The following is a 14,571-nucleotide window of genomic DNA, read 5'->3' as shown; positions in this document are numbered from 1 at the left end:
ATGAAGGTCTTGCGGGCTGCCGATCACAAGCGCATGCCGTGGAAGAACGGCGGCGGCGAAACGGTGGAAATCGCCATTTCGCCTGAAGGTGCCGGGCTTGCCGATTTCGACTGGCGGGTCAGCATGGCAAGCGTCGCCTCCGACGGGCCTTTTTCCGTCTTTCCCGGGATCGACCGCACGCTGTCGATCCTGGAAGGCAATGGCATGCGGCTCCTCATCGAGGGGCGCGATCCGGTGCTGTTGACGCAGGAAAGCGATCCACTCGCCTTTGCTGCCGACATTGCGGTCTCGGCAACGCTGCCTGATGGAGCGATCACCGACCTGAACGTCATGACCCGGCGCAGTGCCGTCAGGCACACTGTCGCGCGGCTCAAGATCGATGGCGGGAGAAGTGAGGAGTTTGCGCAGGCAACCTCCATGCTCTTCTGCGCCAACGGAAACCTAACGGTGCACGCAGGCACGGAGAGGATCGAGCTTAGCGCCGGTGATGCGCTGCTGTTCGAAGACAGCAAAGGGGACAGGCTGAGCCTCGACGGTCGGGCGCTTTTCTACGCCATTTCAATCGACAGGGCGGAAAAGCCATGAACGCTGCTGGAAACACAGCTTTTTCGGAGCAAGTTCCATATACAACTGGATCATTCCTCGAAGATCTTGCCGCTGCGCGTTTCCAGCCTGTAGCGGTGTCCGGGATAGACGAGACGGGCTGTGGAAACCACCTGGCGGGCCGACCAGGTGCGGCGGCGGATGGCAAGGCATGGTTCATTCTGCAGGATTGTCAGCAGCTTGCATTCCCAGGCGCGCGGCACCACCGCCTCGACGATATGCTCCGACGCGCTGAGGGGTGCCGCTGCCGTCAGATAGGCATTGGGCGTCAGCGTCGAAAAGTCCTGCGCCAGATAGTCCGGCACCGCCCCCGGATTGACGAAGCGATCCTCGATCTGAACAGGTACGCCATTCTCGCTATGGACGATGAGCGAGTGGAAAACAGGGGCACCAATCTCAAGCTCCAGCGCATCAGCAACCTCCGGGGAGGCCGTCTCCTCAGCCAGAACGATGACATCAGCCTCATGCACGTGGCCGCGCTCAGCGATCTCGTCGGCGATATTGCGCACCTCGAAGAGCGCCGAATACCCCTTGCGTTCCGCAACGAAGGAACCGACGCCCTGGATGCGGAGGAGTTCGCCCTCGTTCGCCAATTCGCGGAGCGCCCGGTTGGCGGTCATCTTGCTGACGCCGAGCTCCACCACCAGCTCGTTTTCGGAGGGCACGCGGTGGCGCGGCGGCCATTCGCCGCTGCGGATCCGGTCGAGAATGACCTGCTTGACGCCAGCATAAAGCGGGCCACCGTCATTCTCCGCCAGTTCGCGTTTCATCTCGCCGGAACGCTTCATTGCCTATTCCCTTTGCATGAGTGGAATCTGCCTTTTAAATCGACTTTCCACTTGCATATCATAAAATATTTCATATGGTACCCTATACAACCTGCCGATCCTAGAATGAAACGAAGGATCAGGACGGGCAAGCCGGCAAAGATCGGCATTCATACCGCAAGGTCTGTCCAATCTCAGAGGAGATCACATCAATGAAGCTGAGCACGATACTTCTTTCCTGCGCGATGACGGCAGCCGCCTTTGCGGCTCCTGCCGCCGCCAAGGACTGGACGAAGGCGACCATCACGCTCGAAGGCGCCTACGCTCCCTGGAACCTCACCAATGCCGACGGCTCGCTCGGCGGCTTCGAACCGGAGCTTGCCAAGATCCTGTGCGAACGCGCCAAGATCGAATGCACCCTGGTCGCATCCGACTGGGACGGCATGATCCCGGCGCTGAATGCCGGCAAGTTCGACGTCATCATGGATGCACTGTCGATCACAGATGAGCGCAAGCAGGTCATCGACTTCACCATTCCCTATGCCGCGACGCCGGCAGCCTTTGCCACCGCCAAGGACAGCCCGCTTGCCAATGCCGCCGGCACAGGTGCTACGATTAAGATGACGCCCGGCCAGACCGGCGTAAAGGAAATCGACGCACTCAAGGAAGTCTTCAAGGGCAAGACGATCGGCATCCAGGCGGCAACCGTCTACGCCAAGTTCGTCTATGACAATTTCGGCAGCATCGCCGAAATCCGCGAATACAAGACGGGCGCCGACCGCGATCTCGACCTTCAGAACGGCCGTATCGACCTCGGCTTCGACGATGCCGTCTACTTCGCCAACGCCTTTGCATCCGCTAACGATACGCTCGCCTTTACCGGCCCGGAAATCGTCGGCTCGATCTGGGGTGAAGGTGAAGGCCTCGGCATCCGCAAGGCCGACACGGACCTGCGGGACAAGCTCAGCGAAGCCATCAAGTCGACACTTGCCGACGGCACGGTCAAAAACCTCTCCATGAAGTGGTTCAAGGTCGACGTCAGCCCGCAGAACTAAGCTTTCGACAGAATGCCGCGTCCCGTGGTCTCCGCTTTGTGATCGGAGACCACGTGCTATTCTGACCGCCCGTCATAACGACGACGAAAGCGCTGGGAAGGCCCATGGCGACAATCGAACTCATTGGTTTCGGCTCAACAGGATGGGGAGCATTTCTGCTTCTCGGCACGCTGTTGACACTCAGCGTCACCGCCACCGCGCTGGCGATCGGTGCGGTGCTCGGCGCGATCATCGCGGCGGCTAAACTCTCCGGTAATTTCGCGCTCGCCACGATCGGCCATATCTACACCACAGTCTTTCGCGGCGTGCCGGAGCTGTTGATCATCTATCTGATCTATTTCGGTGGCTCCTCAGCCATTACCGCGATCGGCCAGTCGATGGGCTATGAGGGCTTTCTCGGCCTGCCGTCCTTCGCTGCCGGTGCGCTTGCGGTCGGCATCATCTCCGGCGCTTATCAGGCCGAGGTCTATCGAGGCGCCTATAACTCAATTTCCAAGGGCGAACTCGAGGCCGCCTCGGCGATCGGCATGCATCGCGGCCTCAGGTTTCGCCGTATCATCATTCCCCAAGTCCTGCGCCTTGCCATCCCTGGCCTCGGCAATGTCTGGCAGCTCAGCTTGAAGGATTCGGCGCTGATTTCGGTGACGGGCCTTGCCGAACTGATGCGATCGAGCCAGGTCGCCGCCGGTTCTACCCGACAATATTTCTTCTTCTATATCGTCGGCGGCGCGCTCTACCTGATCCTCACCAGCCTGTCGGACCGTGTCTTCAACGGCGCCGAGCGCAAGGCCAATCGCAGCATGCCCGCCTCGGCTATGGGCCAGGCATAGGGAGAGTCAGATGGATATCGCTTTCCTCTCCAGCGCCATGATCACACTCCTGAAAGCGGTGCCGACGACGCTGATCCTGTTCTTTCTGTCGATCTTCTTTGGCGGATTGCTGGCGCTCGTCATCGTCGCCATGCGCGTCAGCGGCAATCCGATCCTCTCCGGCTTCGCCAAGGGCTACATCTTCGTCTTCCGCGGCTCGCCGCTCCTGATCCAGATGTTCCTGGTCTTTTACGGGCTCGGCCAGTTCGGCGTCATCCGCTATTCTTTCCTCTGGCCCTTCCTGCGCGAGCCGATGGTCTGCGCGGTTCTCTCGCTCGCACTCTGCACTGCCGGCTACTCGGCCGAGATCTTCCGCGGCGGCATTCGCGCCGTCTCGCCGAAGGAAATCGAGGCAGCGCGCGCCATCGGCATGTCCGGCTTCCTGATGGTGCGCCGGATCCTGGCGCCGATCGCCTTCCGGCATGCGCTGCCGGCCTATTCGACCGAGATCGTGCTGATGATGAAATCGACGGCACTTGCGAGCCTGGTTACGGTCTGGGAAGTGACGGGGGTGGCGCAGCGGTTGATCTCTCAGACCTACCGGACGATGGAGGTCTTCCTCTGTGCCGCCATCATCTACCTCGTTTTGAACTTCATCATCCTGCAGGGCATGTCCCTCCTGGAATATTGGCTGTCCCGACATCGCCGCGCCATTCCGCCGGCGCTGAAGGCTTGAACCCGACTGAACGTGATTGGAGCTTCCATGCCCGGCGTAACCCGACTTTCGGTCCGCAATATCAGAAAGAGCTTCGGCACCCATGAGGTGTTGCGCGGCATATCGCTCGATGCCGAAGATGGCGACGTCATCTCGCTGCTCGGCGCCTCCGGCTCGGGCAAGTCCACCTTCCTGCGCTGCATCAATCTGCTTGAAGTGGCGAGCGACGGTGAAATCTGGGTCGACGGTGAACATATCCAGATGGTCCACAAGAACGGCCGGACGAAACCGGCGAGCCAGAAGCAGGTCGATCACATCCGCTCCGAACTCGGCATGGTCTTCCAGTCCTTCAATCTGTGGTCGCATATGACCATCCTGCAGAATGTCATCGAAGGACCGGTCCATGTGCTGAAGCGGCCACGGGCTGAATGCATCGCCGAAGCCGAAGCGCTGCTCGAGAAGGTCGGCATTGCCGACAAGCGCCATGCCTACCCGGCGCATCTTTCGGGCGGCCAGCAGCAGCGGGCGGCCATTGCCCGTTCGCTCGCCATGAAGCCGAAGGTCATGTTGTTCGACGAGCCGACGTCGGCGCTCGATCCGGAACTGGTCGGCGAAGTGCTGCGCGTCATGCGCGCGCTCGCCGAAGAGGGCATGACCATGCTCGTCGTCACCCACGAAATGAGCTTTGCCCGCAATGTGTCGAACCGCGTCGTCTTCATGCGCGAAGGGCTGGTCGAAAGCAGCGGCACGCCGAACGAAATGTTCGGCGGCGGCGCATCGCCGGCCTTCCGCCAGTTCATCGGCCATTTCGGAAGCGGCCAATGACCATCACCATCGAGACGGTGCTTGGCTGGCGCGATATCGCGCGCATGGCCGAGGGCGGGACATTGGCGCTGTCGCAGCCGGCCTGGGATCGCATCATCAATGCAAGCCGGATCGTCGAGCGCATCGTCGAGACCGGCGTGCGGGCTTATGGCATCAATACCGGCGTTGGCGCGCTGTCCGACACCGTGGTCGATCGCGCCTCGCAGAGCAGGCTGTCGCGCAACATCATCCTCAGCCATGCCTGCGGCATCGGCGCGCTGCTGGCGCCGCGCGAAGTACGCGCCATCATCGCAGCGCAGATCGCCAATTTTGCCCACGGGCATTCCGGTGTGCGCGCCGAGATCGTTCAACATCTCATCGCTTTTCTCGAAAAGAATTGCATTCCCGACGTTCCCTCGAAAGGGTCGGCCGGTTACCTCACCCACAACGCCCACAATGCGCTGGTTCTTATCGGCGAAGGCAGCGCCAGTGTTGCGGGCACGCGCATGAGCGGCCGGGAAGCGCTTACCGCCATCGGCCTCGAACCGCTGGTGCTTGGTGCGAAGGAGGGCTTAAGCCTCGTCAACGGCACGGCCTGCGCGACCGGGCTTGCAAGTGTTGCCCTGGCGCGCGCCGAGCGGCTTCTCGACTGGGCCGATGCGATCGCGGCACTCACGCTTGAAGCGGCCGGTTGCCAGATCGCGGCTTTCGACGCCGCCGTACTGGCGCTCCGCCATTCGAAGGGCATCGGCCATGTCGGCGCGTCGTTGCGTGCCCGGCTTGCCGGTAGCGAGCTCATCGTTGCAGCCCATGGCAGGCGCACGCAGGATGCGCTCAGCCTGCGTGCGGTGCCACATGCCCATGGTGGCGCGCGTGATGTCTTCGATGCCTCGGCATTCGTCGTTAATCAAGAGCTTGCCTCCGTCACCGACAATCCCGCCGTGTCAGGCACGCCGGAACAGCCAATCGTCTCGTCGGAAGCACATGCCGTCGCACCGGCGCTTGCGCTGGCAGCCGACAGTCTGGCAACGGCGCTTGCACAGGTCTCTGCCATGAGCGAGCGGCGCATGGACCGCCTTGTCAATCCGCTCGTGAGCGGCCTGCCGCCATTCCTGGCGAGCGATGCCGGCAGCAATTCGGGCTTCATGATCGCGCAATATACGGCAGCCGCCCTCGCCAACGAGAACCGGCGGCTTTCAGCACCGGCCTCCACTGATGGCGGCATAACATCCGGCCTGCAGGAAGATTTCCTGGCGCATCCGACCCCGGCCGCCAACAAGCTTCTGGCGCTGATCGAAAATGCCGAATATATCCTTGCGATCGAACTGATGGCAGCTGCACAGGCCCACGAATTCCTTGTTGGTACCGGCTCGAGAGCGCCGGGCACCGATGCTGTCTACAAAGCCGTTCGCGCGATAGTTCCCCCCTACGCCGATGATCGGCCGCTTTCGCACGACATCGAGACTCTGCGCAGACTGGTCAGCAAGGCTGCAGCGCCGGCAATATCCTGAGGAGACGTTCATGACCGCTCACTTCGACGTCGCCGTGATCGGCCTCGGTGCCATGGGAAGTGCTGCGCTCGCCTTTCTCGCGGCCCGCGGCGTCAAGGCGATCGGTTTCGATGCCTATTTTCCCGCCCATGCGTTGAGTTCTTCACATGGCGACAGCCGCCTGATCCGGCTCGGCTATTTCGAGGACCCGTCCTATGTTCCACTGCTCAAGCGCGCCTACCTGAACTGGCGGTCGCTGGAAGACCGCCTGCAGACGGACATTCTGACGATCACAGGCGTCCTGCAGATCGGCGCACCCGACAGCAAGATCGTTGCCGGCACGCGCGCCTCTTCCGAACTGCACGGACTTGCCTATGAGGCGCTGGACAAGGCGGAGATGGCGCGCCGCTTTCCGGCCTTCCAGCTCGACGACCACGAGATGGCGTTGCTCGACCCGCAGGGCGGCTATCTTCGCCCCGAGGCGGCAGTCATGGGCTACCTGAGGCTTGCCGTTGAGGACGGTGCCGTCCTGCATTTCGGCGAGAAGGTAACGACAATCGAGCCCGATGATGCCGGTGTGACGATCATCTCTGAAACCGGGCGGTATCGTGCAGGGAAAATCATTGTGGCAACCGGATCGTGGATTGCCGAACTGATACCCCAACTGAAGCAGGCCGCCGTGCCAATCCGCCAGGTCGTTGCCTGGTACCAGCCGCAGGATGATTTCGCGGCGCAACCGCAGCGCATGCCCTGTTTCCTGCGGGACGAAGGCGCAGAAGGCACCTATTTCGGTTTTCCCGCCATCGGCGTCGATGGGGTGAAGGTCGGCAAACACGCACATTTCCGCGAGCCGATCGATCCCAACAAGCCAAACCCGCCGGTCAACGATGCCGATCGGGATTTGCTTGACAGCTTCATCAGGAAGCGCKTTCCGGGCGCAACAGGTCTTCGCATGAAGGCAGCGACCTGCCGCTATACGATGCTGCCGAGCGAGGATTTCCTGCTCGACCACGTGCCTGGCGAAAGGAACATTGTCGTCGCCTCTCCCTGCTCCGGCCATGGCTTCAAGTTCACCAGCGTCGTCGGTGAAATCCTGGCGGACCTTGCCGTTCATGGGCAGACCGATCTGCCCATCGACGCCTTCTCCTTCGCCAAGGTCTAGAACGGCGGGCGGCGGCTCGCGAACGGCAGCCCGGAGAGCATCTGCGGCTCGGCGAGCCGCCTGCGAGCGAAACTCGTGAACGATCTTAAGATCATCGCTCGCGTCGATCTCGCCGAAACGCAGAACGCCAAATTCACTGATCTGTCTCTTGTTCGAACGGACAGTACCGCTAAGGAGATCGGAAGGGCCGGAGGAAGAGCAACGTACTGCCTGACATTGCGAGCCTAGGATCAAACATCTAACGAGTGCTTCGTGGCCATCCATCCATTTGACGAATGCCTTGCGCCATCGCGACGAACCCTCTTGCCGATGCCAGATCTCGAACATTACGCATCAACGGTCCGAATTCTTCGGTAAACGGCATTTTACATATGAGTAAAACATTAAATTATTTTTGTTAAAAACTCTTTGCCAGTCGACCTAAGGGTCGACGTTCTCAAGGGGTCCTTCAATGCGTCGTCCAAGCATAAAGTCGAGCCTGCTCCTGATTTTCAGCAGTGTTGCGCTTCTTTTCGGGATCGTAGCGTATCTCGCGATCGATGGCCTGAGCAAGACAAACGGCTCCACGGAAGAGATCGCGACGAACTGGTTGCCGAGCGTACAGGCATCGCGGACGATCAATCTCAACATGGCGAATTTGCGCCTCGCTTACCGCGATCACATCATCGCGCAGTCAGACGCGGAAAAGAAAACACGCGAAGAGGCCATTGCAGCCGCCGAGGATACGGTTCGCAAATCGATAGATGCCTATGTTGCGTTGGCATCGTCGGACCGCGAGCGCCAGTTGATCAGCGGTATAAAGGAGAACGTTGAGGGTTATATCGCCAGCAAACCGCAGCTTCTCGCCCTTTCCCGCGAGAACAAGACCGAAGAAGCCGGACTATACCTCGGCGGAGAGATGCGTACTTATTCAGACAAGCTGAAAGAACTGACGACGGGCCTGGTGGAATTGAATGTCATTGGCAGCCAAGAGGCTGCCAAGGTGAGTAGGACGACCTACGCGTCAGTCGAATTCTACCTCTTTGTCGCGATTGGTCTTGCAGCGTTGCTGGTTGTCGGCGCAGTTGCCTTCGTGCTGACCGGCATTGCCAATCCCATTACCCAGATTACAGCCTCCATGAGGCGACTGGCCGAGGGCGACACCGGTTCTAAAATTCCGTTTGCCGGCCGCGCCGACGAAATCGGTTCCATGGCTGGGGCGGTGGAGGTCTTCCGCCAAGCCGCCATAGCAAACAAGCGAATGGAGATGGAAGCAGTGGAGAGCCGGAAGCAGTCGGAGGCCGATCGGATCGCCGCCCAACAGCAAGCGGAATCCGATGCTGCCGAGCGTCTACGCGTTGCCACATTAGGTCTCGCAGCCGGCTTGAGGCGGCTGGCGGCAGGCGATCTTGCCTTCCAGCTCGATGACCCGTTCGCTCCTGACTTCGAGGCTTTGCGCCACGACTTCAATCAGTCCGTCACTCAGCTTGGTGGCGCGCTGATGTCGATTTCCAGCAGCATCACCACGATCGACGATGGGACCCGGGAAATTTCCTCGGGAGCGGGCGATCTTTCAAAGCGTACTGAACAGCAGGCGGCCTCGCTTGAAGAGACGGCTGCAGCACTGGAAGAGATCACTGCAAACGTGTCGAATTCCAGCAAGCGGACTGAAGAGACCCGGGCAGTAGCCACGGAGGCAAACCGAAGCGCCGCGATGTCTGCGGAGGTCGTTTCCCATGCCGAAGAGGCGATGGGACGCATCGAGACTTCGTCGCAACAGATTTCCAATATCATCGGCGTAATCGATGAAATTGCATTCCAGACCAACCTTCTTGCCCTGAACGCCGGCGTGGAAGCCGCCAGAGCAGGAGAGGCAGGCAAGGGCTTCGCAGTCGTCGCCCAGGAGGTGCGAGAACTTGCTCAGCGTTCAGCGAGCGCGGCCAAGGAGATCAAGGGCCTCATCCAAAACTCCTCCAAGGAGGTGGAGAGCGGAGTGAAGCTCGTGCGTGATACCGGCCAGGCTCTCAAGACCATCGGCAGCTTCATCGCGCAGATCAATCAGCACATGGATGCGATCGCAACCTCTGCCAAAGAGCAATCAGTCGGCCTTAGCGAAGTCAACGTGGCAGTCAATCAAATGGACCAGACGACACAACAGAATGCGGCTATGGTGGAACAATCGACTGCCGCCTCCGCCTCGCTCGCTCAGGAAGCCCAGAAGCTTCGCGAGCTTGTCAGGCAGTTCAAGCTCGACGATGCCGTTTCCAAGCAGTCTGCAGCCCCTCGCCCGACGGCGAGAGCAATGTCTCAATCTACCGCCGGTAGAACCGTTCAGCTCGCTTCGGTGCGCCGCTGACACTTTAGGGTCGGATACCAACCAACTGAAATCACCGGCGGTCTTGATAGGAACTGGACCTCAGACCACATTGTTTGCACTGGCGCAGGTATCGCGTTTCGCCCAAGATCGTGTCGCGCTGGGTCGAACGCTTCAAACAGGATGGGCGCGCCAGGATGGCCGCGCCAGGATGGCCGATCGCTCTTCGCGGCCCAAAACAAGCCCGCGACGGAACAGATCAGGTTTTGAGCGAGCGCATTGTCTCTCTTCGTCGCCAGTGCCTGACCGGCAAGCACATCGCCATGGAAACAGACCTGTCTCCCGCCGCCGTCAGCCGCGTGCTCAGGCGAGCCGGTCTGTCCCGGACGAAAGACATTGCTTCAGCCGAGCCCGTCATCCGCTACGAGCTTGCAAAGCAGACGGCTTGATCCATCTCGACATCAAACGCCTCGGCCGCCTCGATCGGGTCTGTCACCGCATCACCGGTGACAGGACGGGCCAGAGCAACTCACGCGGTATCGGCTGCGAATCCGTCCATGTCTGCATCGACGACGCCTCCCGTGTTGCTTTCGCCGACATCTTCACGAACGAAAAGGCAGTCAGCGCCGTCGCGTTCCTCAAGGCGGCCGGGCATCGGATAATCCATTCAATCATCCGGACTTTTCAGCAGGCGCCTTGCTCAACACTTTGACTTCTTGACATCGTTGTTAGGCGAATCTCTCAAGATGGCGCTCGTCATAAGGCGGACGAGATGATCCGCCCGTGGCGCGAACGACGGTTGGTCGACCGCCCAGCCGAGGGCCGTCATCAAGGCGAAAAGGTCGTCCCCGTTCATATCGGCTCGCGCCGCACCTTCCCCCTGGGCACGGAGCAGCAGTCGCGCGCTCGCGGAGTGCACCGCTGCGCATGAAGCATAAAGAGCGGAGGCCGGGTTCGCGTGAGCCGCCGCCATCATGGCGACAACGCCCCTGTAGCTTTGGGCGAAAACCACCCAATCGCGCACCCAGGACACAAGTGCTTCGCCGGAAGAATTCGAGATTTCGAGTTCGGCAGCCTTCTGCGTCAGTGCATCCAGATTCGTACACAGCAGCGCTTCGAACAATCCCTCTCGCGTCGGGAAATGACGAAGCAGCGTGGCTAACCCGACGTCAGCCCGGCGGGCGATATCTCGCATTGACACGTCCGCCCCATGCTCGGTGACGGCCTCCCGCGCCACCGTGAGGATCTGGCTGTAATTTTTTTTCGCGTCGGCTCGCATGGACTGCCTTGATAAACGGATCACTGAACCATATATTCGGATCACCGCTCCAATTAAATGGATCAGCGGTCCACCAGATAGGCTGCATCCGAGCAAATGACAATAGTGCCCTCAATCACCAGACCCCCAGGAATTTGAACATGACCACAATCAGCATTATCGGAACAGGCGGAATGGCCGCAGCGATCGGCAGCCTTGCCGCCAGGGCCGGTCATGCTGTGGAGCTAATGGGCCGCGACGCCGGGAAGGCGCGGGCGCGGGCTGAGCAGGTCGGACCTGGCACGACAACAGGGACGTTCGGCGCAGCCCCTGCTGGGGACATCGTCGTTCTGGCGGTTCCCTACTCGGTCGTTGTCGATGTGGTGAAGCTGTACGGCGATGGACTGGCAGGCAAGCTCCTTGTCGACATCACAAACCCCATCAAGGCCGACTTCTCGGGCTTCTTGACCCCTGACGACAGTTTCGGCACGCTTGAGATCGCCAAGGCCGCTCCGGACAGGGCCGATATCGTCAAGGCGTTCAACACCCAGAACTCCAGCGTCCTGGCTACCGGTCCAGTCGGGGGTCACCCATTGGACGTGTTCATCGCGGGGGATGACGCGCAGGCGAAAGCACGGATCTCGGCGTTCATCCAGAGCCTCGGGTTGCGCCCGATGGATACCGGGCCGCTCACCATGGCGCGGTCGCTGGAGCACGCCTGTATGCTGTGGCTTGGCCTCATGACCCACTCCGTCAAGCATGCCTACTTCTCGATCGGCGTCAGCCTCCAAGGCTGACCGCACTGGTACCACCACCTCTCGCACCACCTCACCTACAAGGAAAAGCAGCATGCACGTTCTCGTCACTGGCGGGACCGGCCATTCCGGTCCGTACATCATCTCCGACCTCGTAACAGCCGGTCACGAGGTCACCGCCCTGGCCAGGTCGGACAAGGCCGCGTCGGCGGTGTCGGCGCTCGGCGCGAAGGTGCTTCGCGGCAACCTTGATGATCTCGACGGACTCAAGAAAGCCGCCGCAGCATCCGACGGCGTCATCCACGTCGCGCACAGGCAGGACCTGCTTCCCTCTGGCGGGATCGACGCCGTGGCCGCTGCAGAAGTTCAGATCATGCTCGCCTACGGCGAGGCACTGGCCGGAACCGGAAAGCCGCTGGTCGTGTCGGGGAGCATTGGCTCGCCCGGTTGGGAAAATCTGGGCCGGCCGGCCACCGAGGAGGATCCGGCGCTACCAGGCGGCGAAGCGTACAAGGGTACTCTGCGGGTTCGTAACATCGTGGAAACCACGGTCGTCGGCCTCGCGGAGCGGGGCGTGCGCTCATCGATCGTGCGGATTCCTACGATCATGCACAGCACTACCGACAATGCCGGCTTCCTCCCGCTGCTGATCGCTCTCGCGAAGGAGAAGGGCGTCGTCGGCTACGCCGGTGGCGGCGCGAACCTGTGGTCGGCCGTGCACGCCCGCGACGTCGCCTCCCTGTTCCGCCTGGCGTTGGAGAAGGGGCCTGCTGGCCGGAACTGGCATGCGATCGGCGACGAGGGCATCTCGTTCCGCGAGATAGCGGAGGCCCTCGGGACCCGTCTTGGCCTGCCCGCCGTCAGCATTCCAGCGGACGTCCTGATGCTGCCGGGATACTTCGGGTTCCTCGCGAATCTGGTCACGCTGGATGTCCCGGCGTCCAATCTCGTCACCCGCCAGACGCTCGGCTGGAAATGCGTTCAGCCCGGCCTGATCGAGGATTTGGACAACGGCCACTACTTCCCTGCCGTCTGAAGTCGAGCTGCACATGAAGTTCTCAAACCGGGAATGCCTAGCTTGAGAACACCAACGATACCCCAACTCATCAGGAGAACGCACATGAGCACTATCAGCATCATTGGCTCTGGAAAGATGGCAGCGGCCATCGGCGGCCGTATCGCCACGGCTGGACACATCGTCGAGGTGGTAAGCCGCGACCCCGCCAAGGCGCGGGCGCGGGCCGACCAAATCGCAGCCGGAGCGATTACAGGCATGTACGGCGCCGCGCCGGCCGGCGACATCGTCATCCTCGCCGTGCCATATGCCCATGCGGCGGCGGTGGTAGCTGAGTACGGGGATGCCCTCGACGGCAAGGTGATCATTGACATCACCAACCCGATTGCGCCAGACCTCTCGGGCCTCGTCACGCCTGACGGCAGTTCTGGTGCGCAGGAGATCGCCAAGGGCGTTATGTCTGGCGCGCACGTCGTGAAGGCATTCAACACCATCTTCGGCCACGTGCTTGCTCGAGGAGGACGCCTCGACGCGTTCTTCGCCGCGGACGACACGGACGCAAAAGCGCGCGTCTCGACTTTCCTCGAAAGCCTCGAGCTTCGTCCGCTCGATGTCGGCGGCCTGCACATGGCCCAGACGCTCGAGGCGCTCGGCCTGATGATGATCGGTCTGGCCAAAAACGGTGCCGGTACCTGGGACTTTGCCATGAACGTCGATATCGGCTTAATCACCGACACGTCCTCACCGGCCGGTTCACACCGTCGATGACATTTCCAGCGGTACATTGCTTGATTGAGCTCGCGTCAGGTATAGCGGATGCGAGGGTCGAGCCAGGCCAGCAACAGGTCCGAAAGAAGCGTTCCAATGACCGTGAGTGCGCTGAGCATCATGATAAAGCTGCCGGCGAGATACATGTCCTGGGAGATCAGGGCCTGAAGCAATAGCGGTCCGGTCATCGGCAGGTTGAGCACAACCGCAGTGATCGTCGCACCTGACACCAGCGTCGGCAACACCCAGCCGACGGTGGAGACGAAGGGGTTGAGCGCTATGCGCACCGGATATTTCAAAAGCAATCTGCGTTCCGAAAGGCCGTAGGCGCGGGCGGTGACGACATAAGGCTTGTTGAGCTCGTCGAGCAGGTTGGCGCGTAGAAGCCTGATCAGCGCCGCGGTGCCGTGAAGCCCCAGCACGATGGTCGGAATAATCAGGTGCATCAGGAGGTCGCCGACCTTGGCAAGGCTCCAKGGCGCTGTTTCGTATTCTGGCGAGAACAAGCCGCCGATGCCAGTGCCGAAATAGCGAAAGGCAACATACATCAGCACGAGCGCGAAGAGGAAATTCGGTATTGCGAGACCGATGACGCCGAAGAAAGTGGCGACATAGTCGCCCACCGTCTTGCGGCGCACTGCTGTATAGATACCGATCGGCAGCGATACTGCCCAGATGAACAGCAGGCTGCACAGCGCCAGCACAAAAGTCAGGCTGAGGCGGTTCCAGAGCAGATCGGAGACCGGGCGGCGCCATTCAAGCGAATAGCCGAAATCGCCGCGCAGCAGGATGCCGGACATCCATTTCCAGTATTGCACATACATCGGGTCATCGAGACCGTAGCGCTCACGCATCACGGCCATGGCGCCGGCATCGACGGTGGTGCCCTGCAGGTTCAGCTGCGCGACCATCGAGGTGACGAAATCACCCGGCGGGAGCTGGATGATGACGAAGGTCATCACCGAGATCGCAAACAGGGTCACCAGCATATACAAAAAGCGGCGTGCGATGAAAGCTGCCATGGAACTCTCCGAAATTGATTCTGGCCCAGGGCCAAGACCCCCGCTCGGGAGAGCG

General features: G+C 60.9%; 14 protein-coding genes and 1 pseudogene. 12 read left to right on the top strand and 3 right to left on the bottom strand.

Annotated features, from left to right (window positions below):
- Complete coding sequence (locus AC1D35_RS19415; protein WP_477853802.1) at window positions 1-585, top strand: HutD/Ves family protein; 585 nt, start codon at window positions 1-3, stop codon at window positions 583-585.
- Between the two features lie 50 nt (window positions 586-635).
- Here AC1D35_RS19415 and hutC read toward each other — a convergent pair whose 3' ends face one another.
- Complete coding sequence (gene hutC / locus AC1D35_RS19410) at window positions 636-1,391, bottom strand: histidine utilization repressor (RefSeq protein WP_113298982.1); 756 nt, start codon at window positions 1,389-1,391, stop codon at window positions 636-638.
- Window positions 1,392-1,582: 191 nt separating this feature from the next.
- Between hutC and AC1D35_RS19405 the strand changes: the two genes are divergently transcribed.
- The 8 genes and pseudogenes from AC1D35_RS19405 to AC1D35_RS19370 form a co-directional block, all read left to right on the top strand.
- Window positions 1,583-2,425 (top strand): transporter substrate-binding domain-containing protein, encoded by an 843-nt coding sequence (locus AC1D35_RS19405; protein WP_113509002.1) that lies wholly within the window; start codon window positions 1,583-1,585, stop codon window positions 2,423-2,425.
- A gap of 104 nt (window positions 2,426-2,529) precedes the next feature.
- Window positions 2,530-3,255: an ABC transporter permease gene (locus AC1D35_RS19400; protein ID WP_477853800.1), complete on the top strand. Its 726-nt coding sequence runs from the start codon at window positions 2,530-2,532 to the stop codon at window positions 3,253-3,255.
- A 10-nt stretch (window positions 3,256-3,265) separates the two neighbouring features.
- The gene (locus tag AC1D35_RS19395) at window positions 3,266-3,970 is read left to right on the top strand and encodes an ABC transporter permease subunit (RefSeq protein WP_113509000.1); all 705 of its coding nucleotides are present in this window, start codon (window positions 3,266-3,268) and stop codon (window positions 3,968-3,970) included.
- Between the two features lie 27 nt (window positions 3,971-3,997).
- Window positions 3,998-4,774 carry an ABC transporter ATP-binding protein gene (locus AC1D35_RS19390; RefSeq protein WP_477853798.1) on the top strand — a complete coding sequence of 259 codons (777 nt, stop codon included), beginning with the start codon at window positions 3,998-4,000 and terminating at the stop codon, window positions 4,772-4,774.
- Window positions 4,771-6,264: an HAL/PAL/TAL family ammonia-lyase gene (locus AC1D35_RS19385; RefSeq protein WP_477853796.1), complete on the top strand. Its 1,494-nt coding sequence runs from the start codon at window positions 4,771-4,773 to the stop codon at window positions 6,262-6,264. Before AC1D35_RS19390 ends, AC1D35_RS19385 begins: the two co-directional genes overlap by 4 nt.
- Window positions 6,265-6,274: 10 nt before the next feature.
- A complete protein-coding gene (solA, locus tag AC1D35_RS19380; RefSeq protein ID WP_477939578.1) occupies window positions 6,275-7,405 on the top strand; it encodes an N-methyl-L-tryptophan oxidase in 1,131 nt (376 codons plus the stop codon).
- A 451-nt stretch (window positions 7,406-7,856) separates the two neighbouring features.
- Window positions 7,857-9,740: a methyl-accepting chemotaxis protein gene (locus AC1D35_RS19375; protein WP_477853793.1), complete on the top strand. Its 1,884-nt coding sequence runs from the start codon at window positions 7,857-7,859 to the stop codon at window positions 9,738-9,740.
- 83 nt (window positions 9,741-9,823) lie between these two features.
- Window positions 9,824-10,347, top strand: a pseudogene (locus AC1D35_RS19370) (transposase family protein); the annotation flags it as partial.
- Between the two features lie 51 nt (window positions 10,348-10,398).
- On the opposite strand, the gene AC1D35_RS19365 reads toward AC1D35_RS19370, so the two are convergent.
- A complete protein-coding gene (locus AC1D35_RS19365) occupies window positions 10,399-10,977 on the bottom strand; it encodes a TetR/AcrR family transcriptional regulator (protein WP_477939576.1) in 579 nt (192 codons plus the stop codon).
- Window positions 10,978-11,117: 140 nt separating this feature from the next.
- Here AC1D35_RS19365 and AC1D35_RS19360 point away from each other — a divergent pair, with 140 nt between their 5' ends.
- From AC1D35_RS19360 to AC1D35_RS19350, 3 genes are all read left to right on the top strand, one after another.
- Window positions 11,118-11,753 (top strand): NADPH-dependent F420 reductase, encoded by a 636-nt coding sequence (locus AC1D35_RS19360; protein ID WP_477853790.1) that lies wholly within the window; start codon window positions 11,118-11,120, stop codon window positions 11,751-11,753.
- A gap of 52 nt (window positions 11,754-11,805) precedes the next feature.
- Window positions 11,806-12,747 (top strand): SDR family oxidoreductase, encoded by a 942-nt coding sequence (locus AC1D35_RS19355; RefSeq protein WP_477853788.1) that lies wholly within the window; start codon window positions 11,806-11,808, stop codon window positions 12,745-12,747.
- Window positions 12,748-12,831: 84 nt separating this feature from the next.
- Window positions 12,832-13,494 carry an NADPH-dependent F420 reductase gene (locus AC1D35_RS19350; protein ID WP_477853786.1) on the top strand — a complete coding sequence of 221 codons (663 nt, stop codon included), beginning with the start codon at window positions 12,832-12,834 and terminating at the stop codon, window positions 13,492-13,494.
- A gap of 35 nt (window positions 13,495-13,529) precedes the next feature.
- Here the strand turns inward: AC1D35_RS19350 and AC1D35_RS19345 are convergent, their stop codons facing one another.
- Window positions 13,530-14,516: an ABC transporter permease gene (locus AC1D35_RS19345; RefSeq protein WP_477853785.1), complete on the bottom strand. Its 987-nt coding sequence runs from the start codon at window positions 14,514-14,516 to the stop codon at window positions 13,530-13,532.
- Window positions 14,517-14,571: the final 55 nt, after the last annotated feature.

It is taken from the genome of Rhizobium sp. P1_E6, from assembly GCF_056405875.1.
This window is presented reverse-complemented; position numbering and strand designations above follow the sequence as displayed.

Coding starts and splice junctions, on each gene's coding strand:
- AC1D35_RS19415 (WP_477853802.1), top strand. CDS start 1: ATGAAGGTCTTGCGGGCTGCCGATCACAAGCGCATGCCGTGGAAGAAC.
- hutC (WP_113298982.1), bottom strand. CDS start 1,391: ATGAAGCGTTCCGGCGAGATGAAACGCGAACTGGCGGAGAATGACGGT.
- AC1D35_RS19405 (WP_113509002.1), top strand. CDS start 1,583: ATGAAGCTGAGCACGATACTTCTTTCCTGCGCGATGACGGCAGCCGCC.
- AC1D35_RS19400 (WP_477853800.1), top strand. CDS start 2,530: ATGGCGACAATCGAACTCATTGGTTTCGGCTCAACAGGATGGGGAGCA.
- AC1D35_RS19395 (WP_113509000.1), top strand. CDS start 3,266: ATGGATATCGCTTTCCTCTCCAGCGCCATGATCACACTCCTGAAAGCG.
- AC1D35_RS19390 (WP_477853798.1), top strand. CDS start 3,998: ATGCCCGGCGTAACCCGACTTTCGGTCCGCAATATCAGAAAGAGCTTC.
- AC1D35_RS19385 (WP_477853796.1), top strand. CDS start 4,771: ATGACCATCACCATCGAGACGGTGCTTGGCTGGCGCGATATCGCGCGC.
- AC1D35_RS19375 (WP_477853793.1), top strand. CDS start 7,857: ATGCGTCGTCCAAGCATAAAGTCGAGCCTGCTCCTGATTTTCAGCAGT.
- AC1D35_RS19365 (WP_477939576.1), bottom strand. CDS start 10,977: ATGCGAGCCGACGCGAAAAAAAATTACAGCCAGATCCTCACGGTGGCG.
- AC1D35_RS19360 (WP_477853790.1), top strand. CDS start 11,118: ATGACCACAATCAGCATTATCGGAACAGGCGGAATGGCCGCAGCGATC.
- AC1D35_RS19355 (WP_477853788.1), top strand. CDS start 11,806: ATGCACGTTCTCGTCACTGGCGGGACCGGCCATTCCGGTCCGTACATC.
- AC1D35_RS19350 (WP_477853786.1), top strand. CDS start 12,832: ATGAGCACTATCAGCATCATTGGCTCTGGAAAGATGGCAGCGGCCATC.